This window comes from Cellulomonas chitinilytica, assembly GCF_016862675.1.
Classification (GTDB): Bacteria; Actinomycetota; Actinomycetes; order Actinomycetales; family Cellulomonadaceae; genus Cellulomonas; species Cellulomonas chitinilytica.
Genome location: NZ_BONK01000011.1, coordinates 97,615 through 110,642 on the forward strand (window position 1 = coordinate 97,615; position 13,028 = coordinate 110,642).

At 74.0% G+C, this 13,028-nt stretch carries 12 protein-coding genes and 1 pseudogene; 6 read left to right on the plus strand and 7 right to left on the minus strand.

The annotated features are described in order from the left end of the window. Positions 1–2: 2 nt before the first annotated feature. Positions 3–89 (plus strand): annotated as a pseudogene (locus Cch01nite_RS23055) (pentapeptide repeat-containing protein); the annotation flags it as partial. Positions 90–211: 122 nt separating this feature from the next. On the opposite strand, the gene Cch01nite_RS15735 reads toward Cch01nite_RS23055, so the two are convergent. The 4 genes from Cch01nite_RS15735 to Cch01nite_RS15750 all read right to left on the minus strand — a co-directional run bounded on the left by Cch01nite_RS15735 (position 212) and on the right by Cch01nite_RS15750 (position 4,704). Further along, entirely contained in the window at positions 212–955 is a 744-nt protein-coding gene (locus Cch01nite_RS15735) for a YggS family pyridoxal phosphate-dependent enzyme (RefSeq protein WP_203757108.1), read from the minus strand. A 21-nt stretch (positions 956–976) separates the two neighbouring features. Further along, positions 977–1,468: a Cys-tRNA(Pro) deacylase gene (gene ybaK, locus Cch01nite_RS15740; RefSeq protein ID WP_203757116.1), complete on the minus strand. Its 492-nt coding sequence runs from the start codon at positions 1,466–1,468 to the stop codon at positions 977–979. Positions 1,469–1,484: 16 nt separating this feature from the next. Beyond that, positions 1,485–2,048: a VIT1/CCC1 transporter family protein gene (locus Cch01nite_RS15745; RefSeq protein ID WP_203757118.1), complete on the minus strand. Its 564-nt coding sequence runs from the start codon at positions 2,046–2,048 to the stop codon at positions 1,485–1,487. 94 nt (positions 2,049–2,142) lie between these two features. Further along, positions 2,143–4,704, minus strand: coding sequence for a DEAD/DEAH box helicase (locus Cch01nite_RS15750; RefSeq protein ID WP_203757120.1), 2,562 nt, complete (start codon positions 4,702–4,704; stop codon positions 2,143–2,145). 73 nt (positions 4,705–4,777) lie between these two features. Between Cch01nite_RS15750 and Cch01nite_RS15755 the strand changes: the two genes are divergently transcribed. From Cch01nite_RS15755 to Cch01nite_RS15770, 4 genes are all read left to right on the plus strand, one after another. Beyond that, positions 4,778–5,515 (plus strand): glutamine amidotransferase, encoded by a 738-nt coding sequence (locus Cch01nite_RS15755; RefSeq protein ID WP_203757122.1) that lies wholly within the window; start codon positions 4,778–4,780, stop codon positions 5,513–5,515. Positions 5,516–5,665: 150 nt separating this feature from the next. Next, positions 5,666–6,283: a DUF4956 domain-containing protein gene (locus Cch01nite_RS15760; protein ID WP_203757124.1), complete on the plus strand. Its 618-nt coding sequence runs from the start codon at positions 5,666–5,668 to the stop codon at positions 6,281–6,283. After that, positions 6,280–7,086, plus strand: a complete 807-nt coding sequence (locus Cch01nite_RS15765; RefSeq protein ID WP_203757126.1) for a polyphosphate polymerase domain-containing protein — start codon at positions 6,280–6,282, stop codon at positions 7,084–7,086. Before Cch01nite_RS15760 ends, Cch01nite_RS15765 begins: the two co-directional genes overlap by 4 nt. A gap of 14 nt (positions 7,087–7,100) precedes the next feature. After that, the gene (locus Cch01nite_RS15770; protein ID WP_203757135.1) at positions 7,101–9,194 is read left to right on the plus strand and encodes a CotH kinase family protein; all 2,094 of its coding nucleotides are present in this window, start codon (positions 7,101–7,103) and stop codon (positions 9,192–9,194) included. A gap of 50 nt (positions 9,195–9,244) precedes the next feature. On the opposite strand, the gene Cch01nite_RS15775 is transcribed toward Cch01nite_RS15770, so the two are convergent. From Cch01nite_RS15775 to Cch01nite_RS15785, 3 genes are all read right to left on the minus strand, one after another. Beyond that, positions 9,245–9,883, minus strand: coding sequence for a TetR/AcrR family transcriptional regulator C-terminal domain-containing protein (locus Cch01nite_RS15775; RefSeq protein WP_203757137.1), 639 nt, complete (start codon positions 9,881–9,883; stop codon positions 9,245–9,247). A 683-nt stretch (positions 9,884–10,566) separates the two neighbouring features. After that, positions 10,567–11,607: a heparan-alpha-glucosaminide N-acetyltransferase domain-containing protein gene (locus Cch01nite_RS15780; RefSeq protein WP_203757139.1), complete on the minus strand. Its 1,041-nt coding sequence runs from the start codon at positions 11,605–11,607 to the stop codon at positions 10,567–10,569. Positions 11,608–11,648: 41 nt separating this feature from the next. Beyond that, on the minus strand, positions 11,649–12,539 hold the full coding sequence (locus tag Cch01nite_RS15785; protein WP_203757141.1) for a 3-methyladenine DNA glycosylase: 891 nt from the start codon (positions 12,537–12,539) through the stop codon (positions 11,649–11,651). A 58-nt stretch (positions 12,540–12,597) separates the two neighbouring features. On the opposite strand from Cch01nite_RS15785, the gene Cch01nite_RS15790 reads away from it, so the two are divergent. Next, positions 12,598–12,984, plus strand: a complete 387-nt coding sequence (locus Cch01nite_RS15790) for a DUF1304 domain-containing protein (RefSeq protein WP_203757144.1) — start codon at positions 12,598–12,600, stop codon at positions 12,982–12,984. The last annotated feature ends 44 nt before the right edge of the window (positions 12,985–13,028 follow it).

Here is a 13,028-nt window from a genome sequence, read left to right on the forward strand (position 1 = left end):
GCATGGACGAGGACCTGCACGGCACCGACCTTGACCGCACCGACCTTGACCGCACCGACCTTGACCGCACCGACCTTGACCGCACCGACCTGGACCGCGCGCTCCGCCGCATGAGCGTGCTCCACGAGCGCGAGCTCGCCGCGACCCGCCGTGCCCGCGCTGCGGGCGTGGTGCACCGGTCGTCCCGCGCCGCCCGGCTCGTCGCGCTGCGTCAGGCGGTGCGGCTGCCGAACACCGCCGTGCCGACCCGGACGATCGTGGCCCCCTCGGCGACCGCGGCCTCGAGGTCCCGGCTCATCCCCATCGACAGCTCGCGTGCCCCCGCCGTCCCCGGCGCGCCCGAGTCCAGCACCCTGTCGCGCACCTGGCGCAGGAGCGCGTAGCCGGTCCGCACGACGAGGTCGTCGGTCGAGTGCGCACCGACGGTCATGAACCCGACGAGCCGCACACCGTCCAGTGCCACCACACCCAGCGCGAGGTCCACCGCCTCCTCGGCCGGCACCCCGTGCTTCGTCGGCTCTCCCGACACGTTGACCTGCACGCACACGTCCACCGGCCGTTCGCCCGCGCGGGCGGCGATCCGCCGGGCGAGGTCCAGGCTCTCGACGGACTCGACGCACGTCGCCCAGCGCAGGGCTGCGTTGACCTTGTTCGACTGCAACGGGCCGATGAGGTGCGTGGCGGGGGAGAGGTCGACGAGGTCCGGGCCCTTGGCGACGAGCTCCTGGACGCGGTTCTCGCCGATCAGCACCGGTGCGAGCCGGTCGTCGTCCGCCCGCATGGCGGCGTCGGCGGCCAGCGCCGCACGGATCACGGTCGCGGGCATCGTCTTGGTCGCGAGCAGGAGCCGGACGTCGCCCGACGCCCGGCCCGCGGCCACGGCTGCACGGTCGATGCGTTCCCGGACGGCGGTGAGACGCGCGACGAGCACGTCTCGCTCCGGCACGTCGGTCATGGGCCCTGACGGTACCGGCGGTCAGTCGCGCGCGATGTCGGCGACCGTGGCGGCGGTGAGCCGGACCAGGTCGTCGGGGGCGAGCTCGACGTCGAGGCCGCGGCGGCCGCCCGAGACCAGGACCGTGTCGAACAGCCACACGGTCTCGTCGACCACCGTCGGGTGGGCCGTCTTCTGGCCCAGCGGAGAGATCCCGCCGACCACGTAGCCGGTGGCCCGCTCCGCGTCGGGCTTCGGCGCCATCGCCGCCTTCTTGCCGCCGACGGCCTGCGCGAGCGCCTTGAGGTCGAGCTTGCCCGTGACGGGCACGACGGCGACCGTGAGCGTCCCGTCCACGACCGTCATGAGCGTCTTGAAGACCTGCTCGGGCGGCACCCCGAGCACCTGCGCGGCCTCCAGGCCGTAGCCGACGTCGTTCGACGCGTCGTGCTCGTACGGGTGCGCGGTGTGCGGGACGCCGGCGGCCGCGAGCGCGACGAGCGCGGGGGTGCCGGTCGGGGCGTGCTTGGCCACGGCGCCAGGGTAGGCGTCAGACGAACAGGCCGACGAGGCTGCCCACGCCGTAGGTCACGGCCATCGCGATCCCGCCGCCGAGCACGTTGCGCAGCACGGCGCGCGGGACCGCCGCGTTGCCGATGCGGGCGCTGACCGCGCCGGTCGCGACGAGCGCGAGCACCACGGCGAGGACCACCGCCGGGACGCGCGCGGCGCCCCACGGCAGCAGGACGACCAGCAGCGGGACCAGGCCGCCGACGACGAAGGAGCCGAGCGACGCGACCGCCGCGTGCCACGGGTTCGTCTGCTCGTGCTCCGGGGTGCGGGCCGCCCGCTCGGCGTCGCGCTGCGAGCTCACCGACACGTACTCGCCGCTCGCCATCGACAGCGCACCCGCGACCAGGCCGGCCACCCCCGCGGTCACCAGGACCGACCGGGAGGACGACGCGCCCGCGACGCCGACGAGGATCGCCGCGACGGACACGATGCCGTCGTTGGCGCCGAGCACACCGGCCCGCAGCTGGTTGAGGGTGCCCGCCGACGGGGGTGCGTCGACCGGTCGAGGAGTGCCGACAAGGGCGTTCGAGAGCACGGTCATACGGCCACGTTAGGCCGCTCTCCGACGCTTGTCATCGCAGGAAAGGCTGCCCTGACCTGCGCAAACACAGGCAAGCCTTGCCTCAGACGACCCGTCAGAGCGGCCCCACGGCGACGACCCGGAGCTGCACCTCGCCGGTCTCGTCGGACCCCGCGAGGTCGACGACGGCGTCGATCCGCCAGTCGTGGTCGCCCTCGGGGTCGTCGAGGAGCTGACGCACCTCCCACGAGGCCGGGCCGGGCGTCACGAGGAACAGGCCGGGTCCGCGGGCCGGGGGACCGGTGAGCACCACGTCGTGGTCGTCGTAGTACGGGTCCATCGCGGACGCCCAGCGCTCGGACGTCCACGGCGCGTCGTCGGGGTCGCGGTCGCCGAGGGCGGCGAGGGCGCCGTACTGCTCGCGGGCGACGAGCTCCACGCGCTTGAACAGCGCCCCGCGCACGAGCGCCCGGAACACGCGGGGGCTCGCGGTGATCGGCTCGGGGGTGTCGTCGTCCGTGGCTCCGGGCGCGTCGGCACCGTGCTCGTCCAAGGGGTTGCTGAGACGCTCCCACTCGTCGAGCAGGCTCGAGTCCGTGCGGCGGACCAGGTCGCCGAGCCACTCGACGACCTCCCACAGCTCCTCGGTGCGGGCGTCCTCCGGGACCGTCTGCCGCAGTGCCCGGTAGGCGTCCGCGAGGTAGCGCAGCAGCACGCCCTCGGTGCGGTCGAGCTGGTAGTGCGAGACGTACTCGGCGAACGTCATCGCCTTCTCGTGCATCTCGCGGACCACCGACTTCGGGGCCAGCGCGAGGTCGGCGACCCACGGGTTCGTGGTGCGGTACGTCGCGAAGGCCGCCTCGAGCAGCTCGGACAGCGGGCGCGGGTAGGTGACGTCCTCCAGCAGGGCCATCCGCTGGTCGTACTCCAGGCCGTCCGCCTTCATCGCCGCGACCGCCTCGCCGCGGGCCCGGTTCTCCTGCGCGGCGAGCACCTGGCGGGGGTCGTCGAGCGTGGCCTCCAGGACGGAGACGACGTCGTGCGCGTACGCGGGGTCGTCGCGGTCGAGCAGGTCGAGCGCGGCGTACGCGAACGGGGACAGGGCCTGGTTGAGCGCGAAGTTGGGCGGCAGGTCGTGCGTCAGGCGGACCGCGCGGCGGCGGCCGTGGGGTGCCGACGGGTGCTCGACCCACACGCGCTCGACGACGCCCGCGGCGCGCAGCGACCGGTAGACCGCGACCGCCCGGCGCACGTGCCGGCCCCGGGCCGCCTCGGGCTCGTGGTTGTCGGTGAGCAGGCGGACCATGTGCGCCACGGGGTCGCCCGGGCGGGCCAGCACGTGCAGGACCATCGCGTGCGACACCTGGAAGCTCGACGTGAGCGGCTCGGGCGGGGCGTCGCGCAGCCGCTCGAACGTCTTGTCGGTCCAGTTCACGGCCCCCTCGGGGGCCTTCTTGCGGACGATCTTCTTGAGCTTGCGGGGGTCGTCGCCCGCCTTCTCGAGGAGCTTGCGGTTCTCGATGACGTGCTCGGGGGCCATCACGATGACCTCGCCGACCGTGTCGAAGCCCGCCCGGCCGGCGCGGCCCGCGATCTGGTGGAACTCGCGCGCGGACAGGTGCCGCATCCGCACGCCGTCGTACTTCACGAGGCTCGTCAGCACCACGGTGCGGATCGGGACGTTGATGCCCACGCCGAGCGTGTCCGTGCCGCACACCACCGGGAGCAGGCCGCGCTGGGTGAGCCGCTCGACGACCCGCCGGTACTTCGGGAGCATCCCCGCGTGGTGCACGCCGACCCCGTGCCGCAGCAGCCGGGACAGCGTCCGCCCGAACCCGGGTCCGAACCGGAACGCACCGAGCTCGGCGGCGATCGCGTCCCTCTGCTCGCGGCTGGCCAGCGGCGTCGACAGCAACGACTGCGCGCGCTCGACGGCGTCCTTCTGCGTGAAGTGCACGACGTACACGGGCGCCCGGCGGGTCTTCACGAGCTCGTCGAGCAGCTCGTGCAGCGGCTCGACGGCGTACGTGAACGTCAGCGGCACGGGGCGCTCGGCGTTCGCCACCACGGCGACGGACCGGTCCGTGCGACGCGTGAGGTCCTCGGCGAAGAACCCGACGTCACCGAGCGTCGCGGACATGAGCACGAACTGGACCGTGCTGAGCTCGAGGAGCGGGACCTGCCACGCCCAGCCGCGCTGCGGGTCGGCGTAGAAGTGGAACTCGTCCATGACGACCTGGCCGACGTCGGCGTCGTCCCCGTCCCGCAGGGCGAGGTTGGCGAGGATCTCCGCCGTGCAGCAGATGATCGGCGCGCCCGGGTTGACCGACGAGTCGCCGGTCATCATCCCGACGTTGGCCGACCCGAACGCCTCGACGAGCGCGAAGAACTTCTCGCTGACCAGGGCCTTGAGGGGCGCGGTGTAGAACGTGCGTCGGCCCTGGGCGAGCGCGACGAAGTGGGCGGCCGTGGCGACGAGCGACTTCCCCGACCCGGTCGGGGTGGACAGGATCACGTGCGAGCCCGTGACGAGCTCGAGGAGGGCCTCGTCCTGGTGCGGGTACAGCGACAGGCCGCGCTCGGAGGCCCAGCCGGTGAACGCCTCGTAGAGCGCGTCGGCGTCGGTCGGGTCGGCGGGGATCCGGTCGGCGAGGGTCGCGGTCGAGGTGGCGGGCACGCCCGATCCTCGCACGTGGGCACTCGTCGTCGGCGCGCTCGCACGGCCGGGACCCGGACCCTAGCCTCGGTCCATGAAGCCGTTCGTGCTGCTGGCTTCGCGCGCCGAGGACGAGGCCGCCGACGGGGAGTACGCGGCGATGCTGCGCTACGGCGGCCTGCAGCCGCACGAGCTGCGTCGGGTGCGGATGGAGGCGGGGCCGATCCCGCCGCTCGACCTCGACGCGATCTCAGGGATCCTCGTCGGCGGCAGCCCGTTCGACGCGAGCACGCCGGAGGCGGACAAGTCCCCGGCGCAGCGCCGGGTCGAGGAGGAGATGTCGGCGCTGCTCGACGTGCTCGTCGAGCGGGACCTGCCGTTCCTCGGCGCGTGCTACGGGGTCGGGACGCTCGGCGTGCACCAGGGCGGCGTCATCGACCGGACGTACCCGGAGCCCATCGGTGCCGTGACGATCACGCTCACGCCCGAGGGTCGCGCGGACCCGCTGCTGGCGCAGGTGCCGGACACGTTCGACGCGTTCGTCGGGCACAAGGAGGCGTGCACCGTCCTGCCCCCGACGGCGACCCTGCTGGCGTCGTCCGCGACGTGTCCCGTGCAGATGTTCCGGGTGCGGCGCAACCTCTACGCGACGCAGTTCCACCCCGAGCTCGACGTCGCGGGGATCCTCACCCGGATCGGCGTCTACCGCGGGTACGGGTACTTCCGCCCGGTCGAGCAGGAGGAGCTCCGCGAGCGGGTGCGGCACTCGCACGTGTGGGCCCCGCCGCTGGTGCTCGCGGCGTTCGTCCGGCGGTACGCCCTGGACGCGTGACCATCTCACGCCCGCCCGGATCCGACCCCGGGAATCGTTTCAGTCGTTGACGCCGCCGCCGCGGCCCGCCGAGAGTCCTCAACGTTTGGATAACGTTCTACACGCGTTCGTGCACCGTTCACCGGGCGGACCGCAGGGGGGTCGATCCGCATGAACCAGCTCGTGCTCTTCGGCGCGGACGTCGTCGCCGTCAGCGTCCTCGTGTTCGCGCTCTTCTTCCGCCGGCACCGCCGGCGCGACCTCGTCACCGCCTACCTCGGCGTGAACGTCGGGGTGCTCGCCGTGGCGTCCGCCCTCAGCACCGGCACCATGGGGGCCGGCCTCGGGCTCGGGCTGTTCGGGGTGCTGTCGATCATCCGGCTGAGGTCCACGGAGCTCGACCAGCTCGAGGTCGCCTACTACTTCTCGGCGCTCGCCCTCGGGCTCCTCGGCGGCCTCACCGGCGGGCCGCTGTGGCTGCCGCCGACGCTCATGGCGCTGATCCTCCTGGTGATGCTGGTCGCCGACCACCCGCGCCTGCTGCGCCGCTACCACCAGCAGCTCCTCGTGCTCGACGGGGCGATCACCGAACCGCTCGTGCTCGTCGCCCGCCTCGAACAGCTCCTCGGGGCCCGGGTGCACTCCACGTCCGTGCAGCGGCTGGACCTCGTGAACGACACCACGACCGTCGAGGTGCGCTACGAGCTGCGCGGCGGGCCGGCCGGCGCGACCCGGGCCACGCTGCGGACCAGCGCGCACGTCGCACCGCGGACGGGGGCGGCCCGGTGACCGCCGAGGCCGTCCGGACGGCGCCCGTGCTCGACCGGATCGCGCCGATCGGGCTGGACGAGCTCGTGGAGAAGGCCGGGCTGCAGACGCGCGTCGACCGCAAGTACCTCATGCACGTGAGCCACCTCGACGAGCTGGTCTCCGCGATGGCCCCGCACAGCCAGGTCCTCGACATCGACGGGCTGCGGCTCTTCGACTACGAGTCGGTGTACTTCGACACCCCCGACCTCCTGGCGTACCGGCTCGCGGCGCACCGGCGCCGACGCCGCTTCAAGGTCCGGACCCGCAGCTACGTCGACTCGGCGCAGTGCTGGCTCGAGGTCAAGACCCGCGGCCCGCGCGGCAGCACCGTCAAGCACCGGCTCCCGTACGACCCCGCCGACCGCGCGACGATCGCGCCGGGACGCTGGTTCGTCAGCGCCGTCCTCGCCGAGCGGTCCATCCACGGTGTCGACGACCTCGCGCTGAGCCCGACGCTCGTCACCCGGTACCTGCGGTCGACGTTCTTCCTGCCCCGCACGGCGAGCCGCGTCACGATCGACACGTCCCTGACCTGGCAGGGGACCCGCGCCCGCGTCGACCTGCCCGAGCTCGCGGTGGTCGAGACCAAGTCCGGCTCGACCGCGTCCGTGATGGACCGCCTGCTCTGGGCCTGCGGCCACCGGCCCGTCCGCGTCTCCAAGTACGCCACCGGCCTCGCCGCGCTCCATCCCGAGCTGCCCGCGACGCCCTGGCGGCACACCCTGCACCACCACGTGCTCCCGCACGGGCGCACGACCGCACCGACCGACGGACGTCGCTGACGAAGGAGTGGCCGATGCCCCGTACGACCAGCAGTTCCCCGAGGCGCCCGGCGACCGCGCTGCTCGTCGCGCTCGCCGTCGTGGGGGTGAGCGCCGCCGCCGCAGTGCCCGCCACCGCCGCGCCGACCCGGGCCCCCGTCGGCGCGGCGGTGGCCGCCGCCGTCGACACCGGACTGGCCGGTGACATCGTCTACTCGGCGCCGAGCGGGACGTTCCAGGGGCAGCTCTCGGTCAGCCTGAGCACCGCAGCGTCCGGAGCCCAGATCCGGTACACCACGGACGGCACGGCGCCCACCGCCTCGTCGACGCTCTACGGCGGGCCGATCCGGCTCACCCGCAGCACCGAGATCCGCGCGCAGGCCTACGTCGACGGCGCCGCCGCCGGAGCCGCCGGCTCCGCGCAGTACGTGGCCACGGCGGTCACCACCGCGCACGACCTGCCCGTCCTCGTCCTCGACGACTACGGCCAGGGCGCCGCCACCGACGACTGGAAGAACCTCGCCGTCGTGCAGCTCGACCCGAGCGGCGGCACGACGAACCTCGCCGCGACCCCGACGGTCGTCTCGCGCGCCGGGTTCCACCTGCGTGGACAGTCGAGCCGGATGTTCGCCAAGGTCCCGTACCGGCTGGAGCTGCGGGACAACACCGACGACGACCTCGACCTGTCCCTCGGCGGCATGCCGGCCGACTCCGACTGGGTGCTGCGCGGACCGTTCAGCGACAAGTCGCTCGTCCGCGAGGCGTTCACGCTCGACCTCGGCCGCGCGATGGGGATGCACGCGCCGCGCTACAGGCTCGTCGAGGTGTACGTGAACACCGACGCCCAGCCCGTCGCGGCCGACGACTACCAGGGCGTCTACATGCTCGAGGAGACCATCAAGAACTCGAAGGACCGCCTCGACCTCAAGAAGCTCAAGGCCGACGACCTCACCCCACCGAAGGTCGAGGGCGGGTACGTGTTCGCGTTCGAGTGGCAGGCCGCCGAGGAGCCGACGCTCACCTGCACGGGCGCCGCCGCGACGTGCTGGCGCGACCTCGAGGTGAAGGACCCCACCGACCTCGCACCCGCCCAGAAGGCGTACCTCACCCAGTACGTGCAGCAGCTCAACGACGCCCTGCACAGTCCCGGGTACGCCGACCCGGCCACCGGGTACGCGGCCTACCTCGACGTGCCGTCGTTCGTCGACCAGATCATCGTCAACGAGCTCAGCCGCGAGATGGACGCCTACATCCGCAGCCAGTACTTCTTCAAGGACCGCGGCGGCAAGGTCACCGCGGGCCCGCTGTGGGACCACGACCTGACGTACGGCGTCGGCGGGTACTTCAACAACGACCAGATCAGCGGCTGGCAGTACGAGCAGACCCGCACGCCCGTCGCCAACGACTGGTTCCAGGTCCTCATGAAGGACCCCGCGTTCGTGAACCGGGTGAAGGTGCGGTGGCAGGAGCTGCGGCGCGGGCCGCTGTCCGACGCTCAGATGACCTCCCGGGTCGCCGCGCTCACCACGCCGCTCAACGGGGCGGCGAACCGCAACTTCCAGAAGTTCCCCAACCTCACGACGCGGCTGATCGGCCCGTTCGTCACGTCGACGACTGGGACGTGGCAGGGGCAGGTCCAGGAGATGCAGAGCTGGCTGACCCGCCGGGCGGCCTGGCTCGACGGTACGCAGGCGTGGGGCGGGCCGACGACGCCGGTCCCGACGGCGACGCCGACCCCGACGCCGACGCCCACCCCGACGCCGACGCCAACGCCCACCCCGACGCCGACGCCGACTCCGACGCCCACCCCGACCCCGACGTCCTCGGGTCAGGGCTGCGCCGCGGCGTTGACCGTGGTGAGCCGGTGGCAGAACGGCTTCCAGGCGGACGTGAAGGTGACCGCCGGCTCCGCGCCGGTCTCGGCCTGGTCCGTGGCCGTGACCTTCCCGTCCGGCCAGGGCCTGACGCAGGCGTGGAACGTGACCGTGACGACGAGCGGGTCGACGTCGACCGCGACGAACGTCGCCTGGAACGGCGCGCTCGCCGGGGGAGCGAGCACGTCGTTCGGGTTCATCGGGTCGTCGACGGGCAGCACCGCTGCGCCGACGGTGACCTGCACCGCCCGCTGAGGCGACGGACGAGGCCCGCGGCGGGCGCGCCGCGGGCCTTCGCCGTCGGGCTATCGGCGGCCGTCGAGGTGCGCGGCGATCCCCGCGCACAGCAGGTCCACCCCGCGAGCGAACGTCGCGTCCTCGTCGTCGGGCCCGGCGCCCATGCTCTGGAACGTGAGCGGGAACGCGGCGGCGAGCCCCGCGAGGCCGTCGACGTCGGGCGGGCCGACGGGTGCGGCGGTCTGCTCCTGGAGCACGAAGCCGGTGACGTGGCTCAGCACGGCGTCGGCGGCGACCGCGCGCTCGCCGACCGGCACGCCGGCGCGGGCGAGGGTCGCGAGGAGGCGCTCCATGAGCTGCAGGGCTCCGGTGCTCGCCAGCGACGGCGCGGACGCGAGGAGGACGGCGCCCCCGGCGTGCTCCCGGATCGTCGTGCGCAGCGTGGTCGCCTGGACGCGGACGGCGGACCGCCAGTCGTCCGGGTCGGGGAGGTCCGCGAGCTCGCGGGTCCCGGCGTCGTAGGCCCGCTGGGCGACGCGGTCGGCCATGAGTCGCACGAGGTGGGCCCGGTCGGCGACGTGGTAGTAGAGCGAGCCGGCCTGTGCGTCGAGGCGTCGGGCGGTGGCTCGCATGGTCACGCCGGCGAGTCCGTCCTCGGCGAGCACCTCGAGGCCGGCATCGACGACGCGGTCGCGCGTGAGCTTCATGGGCGCAGCATATCGACTCTTTCTAACAGTGTTCGAATCCGCTACCGTCGGGAGGGCGACGACGGACGGAGGAGCCATGGGAGAGCTCGCGGCGACGGCGGTCGTGATGGTGCTGCTGCTCGTGTCGGGCCTCGTGCTCGTCGACGGCGACACCGTCCCGTACCGGCCCGTGCCGTGGTGCGCGGTCGGCCTCACGGCGCTCGCGGTCGCCGGCGTCGTGCTGCAGGCCGTGTGGCCCGCAGCGACCGCCGCGCTCGACGCGGACCCGGCGCGCACGGGCTGGTGGCGGCACGGCACGGCCGTCCTCCTCCAGAACGGGGGACCGGCTGGCATCGCGTTCAACCTGCTCACGCTCGCCGCCGTGGCGGCGCTCGCCGAGTGGTGCTGGGGGAGCCGGGTGCTCGTCGTGCTCGTCGCCTGCGCGGTCGCGGTGCCCGTCCTCGTCGGGTCGACGGCCGGCGGTGCACCGGCCGACGACCCGAGCACCTACGCGGGCAGCTCGGGCGTCACGTTCTTCCTCGGCGGCACCCTCGCCGGAGCGCTCGCCGTGGTCGGCCCGCGGTGGGGCCCACGGCTGCTCGGCCTGGTCACGCTCGTCGCGGCGCTGGCGGCGTGGACCCGGCTCGGGGACGCCCACGGGCTCGTCGCCGCCGAAGGGGTCGTCGTCGGCGCGCTCGCGGCGGTCACCCGACGCGGGACGGCGATCCCGTCGGCTCGTCGCGCGTCCCGACGTCCGCCGCCGCCGTCGACACCCGGTGCAGGAGCCACTCGAACGGTCCGCGCCCCACGGTCGACGCCCACAGCCAGCACAGGGCGACCGTCGTGACGAGGAACGCGAGCCAACTGCCGACCGTCGGGTCGCGGACGACCGCGGGCCCGAGGGCGGCGATCGCCACCAGGTGCACCGTGTAGGCGGACAGGGCCAGCGACCCCACCGCCGCGAGCGGCGCGAGGGCACGCGGCCACCGGTCCGCCGCGACCAGGGCACCGGCCAGCACGAGGAGCGCGACGCCGACGTTGCCGACGACCTCGAACGTGGTGGACGAGTGAGGTGCGGACGTCGCGAACCGCTCGGGCCAGCCGAGCACGTGCCGGGCGACCCACGAGCCGCCGTGGCCGAGCACCACGAGCCCGACGCCGACGAGCGCGCCCGCCGCCCGGAGCCGCGGCGAGCGCAGGTCGCAGCGCCCGACGGCCAGGCCGACCAGCAGGTACGCCGTCCACACGAGCGCCGGGTAGTAGTGCCCGACCGCGAGGTCGGTGACCCCGGCGAACGGCCATCCGTCCAGGGTCGTGGCGAGCGACTGCGCCAGGGGCGGCCCGACGACGGCGAACAGGGCCGCGCCCGCGAGGAGCGACGGCCGTGACCAGCGCAGGGCGACGCACCCGAACGTGAACATCAGCCCGTAGGTCGGCAGGATCACGGCGATCGGGGTGCCGAGCAGCACGAGGAGCTCGCCCAGGCCGAAGAGCAGGAGCGCCCGCACGAGGATCCGCACCCGGGCCTGCACGAGCCGGGTGCCGGTGGCGACCTCCTGCCCGCCCGACAGCAGCGCCAGCGACAGCCCGGCCAGCACGACGAACAGGGCCGCGGGCCGCCCGTCGGCGAGCTGCGCGAGGCCGCCGGGCGGGACCGGGCCGTGGTCGTCCGGGCCCACGTGCGCCGTCATCATCCCGAGGACGGCGAGCCCCCGTGCGGCGTCGACCCCGACGATGCGGCGCATGCCGGGATGCTATCCGCGGGCGTCCGTCGAGGTGCCGGCCGTCAGGGCGTGACGCCGACCGCCCGGCACGCGGCGAGCAGACGCGCCCGCACGGCGTCGGACCGGGCCGCGAAGTCGCGCTGCCGGCGCACGTACTCGGCCTTGCCCTCGGGCGTCTCGATCGCCACCGGGTCGAGGCCGTAGGAGCTCACGTCGTACGGCGACGCCTGCATGTCGAGGGTCCGGATCTCCCGCGCGAGCTCGAACGCGTCGAGCAGCACGTCGCCCGGCACGAGCGGGCCGAGCTTGGTCGCCCACTTGTAGACGTCCATCGCCGCGTGCAGGCACCCCGGCTGCTCGAGCGCGACCTGCGACTCGCGCGTCGGCTGCAGGGCGTTGAGCGGCGTCGCGGACGGGGTGAAGAAGCGGAACGCGTCGAAGTGCGAGCACCGGATGCGGTGCGTCTCGACGACCCGGTCGGTCCCGGCGTCGCCGAGCCGCAGCGGCAGCGGGTGGCGGTGCTCGTCCTGCCGGTAGACCATCGCCCACTCGTGCAGGCCGAAGCAGCCGGTGAACGCCGGCCGCGCCGCGGTCGCCGACAGCAGGCCGACGACGAACCGGACGGTGTCCCCCCGGTCGGCGAGGAACGCGTCGACGTCGAGCGTCACCGCGCCGTCGTCGTCCGTGCGGTACCAGCGCCACGCACCCTGCGCCGCGGGTCCGTCGCCGTCCGGCAGGAGCACGACGCCCGCGCCGGGGTGCCAGCGGCGCAGGGCCGCGGGCTTGGTGGGGTAGTACTCGAACAGGAAGTCCTCGACGGCGTGCTTCTCGCCCGCGGCGCGGCGTGCCCGGTGCGCGGCCGTGAGGGCGTCGGCCCGTGCCGCGTGGTCGGCGGCGAGGGGTGCCCAGGTCCGTGCGTCGAGCGCGCGCAGGCCCAGTGCCGTCGAGGTCATGCCTCCAGGGTAGGTCGGGGTCGTTGCCCGGCGGTCCGGGCACCGGGAGACTGTCCGCGTGCTCGCTGCCGCCCTCGTCCTGGCCGCCGTCGCCGCGGTCCTCCACGTCGTGATCTTCGTGCTGGAGGCGGTGCTGTTCACGCGCCCCGACGTGCACGCCCGGTTCCGGACCCGGCCGCAGGACGTGGCCGCGGTGCGGCCCTGGGCGCTGAACCAGGGCTTCTACAACCTGTTCCTCGCGGTCGGCGCGGTGGTCGGGGTGGTGCTCGCCGCGACCGGCGACGAGTCGGTCGGCCTCGCGCTCGTGCTGCTGGCGTGCGGGTCGATGCTGGCGGCGGCGCTGGTCCTGGTCGCGACCGACCGGCGGATGGCTCGCGCGGCCCTCACGCAGGGCCTCGTCCCGCTGCTCGCGGTGGCCTTCTCGGTGGCCGCGCTCGCCGGGTGACCGTCAGATCTCATCCATCGAAACAAACCGTCCCGGCCGTTGAA

Coding starts and splice junctions, on each gene's coding strand:
- Cch01nite_RS15735 (WP_203757108.1), bottom strand. CDS start 955: ATGACCGACGTGCCGGAGCGAGACGTGCTCGTCGCGCGTCTCACCGCC.
- Cch01nite_RS15745 (WP_203757118.1), bottom strand. CDS start 2,048: ATGACCGTGCTCTCGAACGCCCTTGTCGGCACTCCTCGACCGGTCGAC.
- Cch01nite_RS15755 (WP_203757122.1), top strand. CDS start 4,778: ATGAAGCCGTTCGTGCTGCTGGCTTCGCGCGCCGAGGACGAGGCCGCC.
- Cch01nite_RS15760 (WP_203757124.1), top strand. CDS start 5,666: ATGAACCAGCTCGTGCTCTTCGGCGCGGACGTCGTCGCCGTCAGCGTC.
- Cch01nite_RS15770 (WP_203757135.1), top strand. CDS start 7,101: ATGCCCCGTACGACCAGCAGTTCCCCGAGGCGCCCGGCGACCGCGCTG.
- Cch01nite_RS15775 (WP_203757137.1), bottom strand. CDS start 9,883: ATGAAGCTCACGCGCGACCGCGTCGTCGATGCCGGCCTCGAGGTGCTC.
- Cch01nite_RS15780 (WP_203757139.1), bottom strand. CDS start 11,607: ATGCGCCGCATCGTCGGGGTCGACGCCGCACGGGGGCTCGCCGTCCTC.
- Cch01nite_RS15785 (WP_203757141.1), bottom strand. CDS start 12,539: ATGACCTCGACGGCACTGGGCCTGCGCGCGCTCGACGCACGGACCTGG.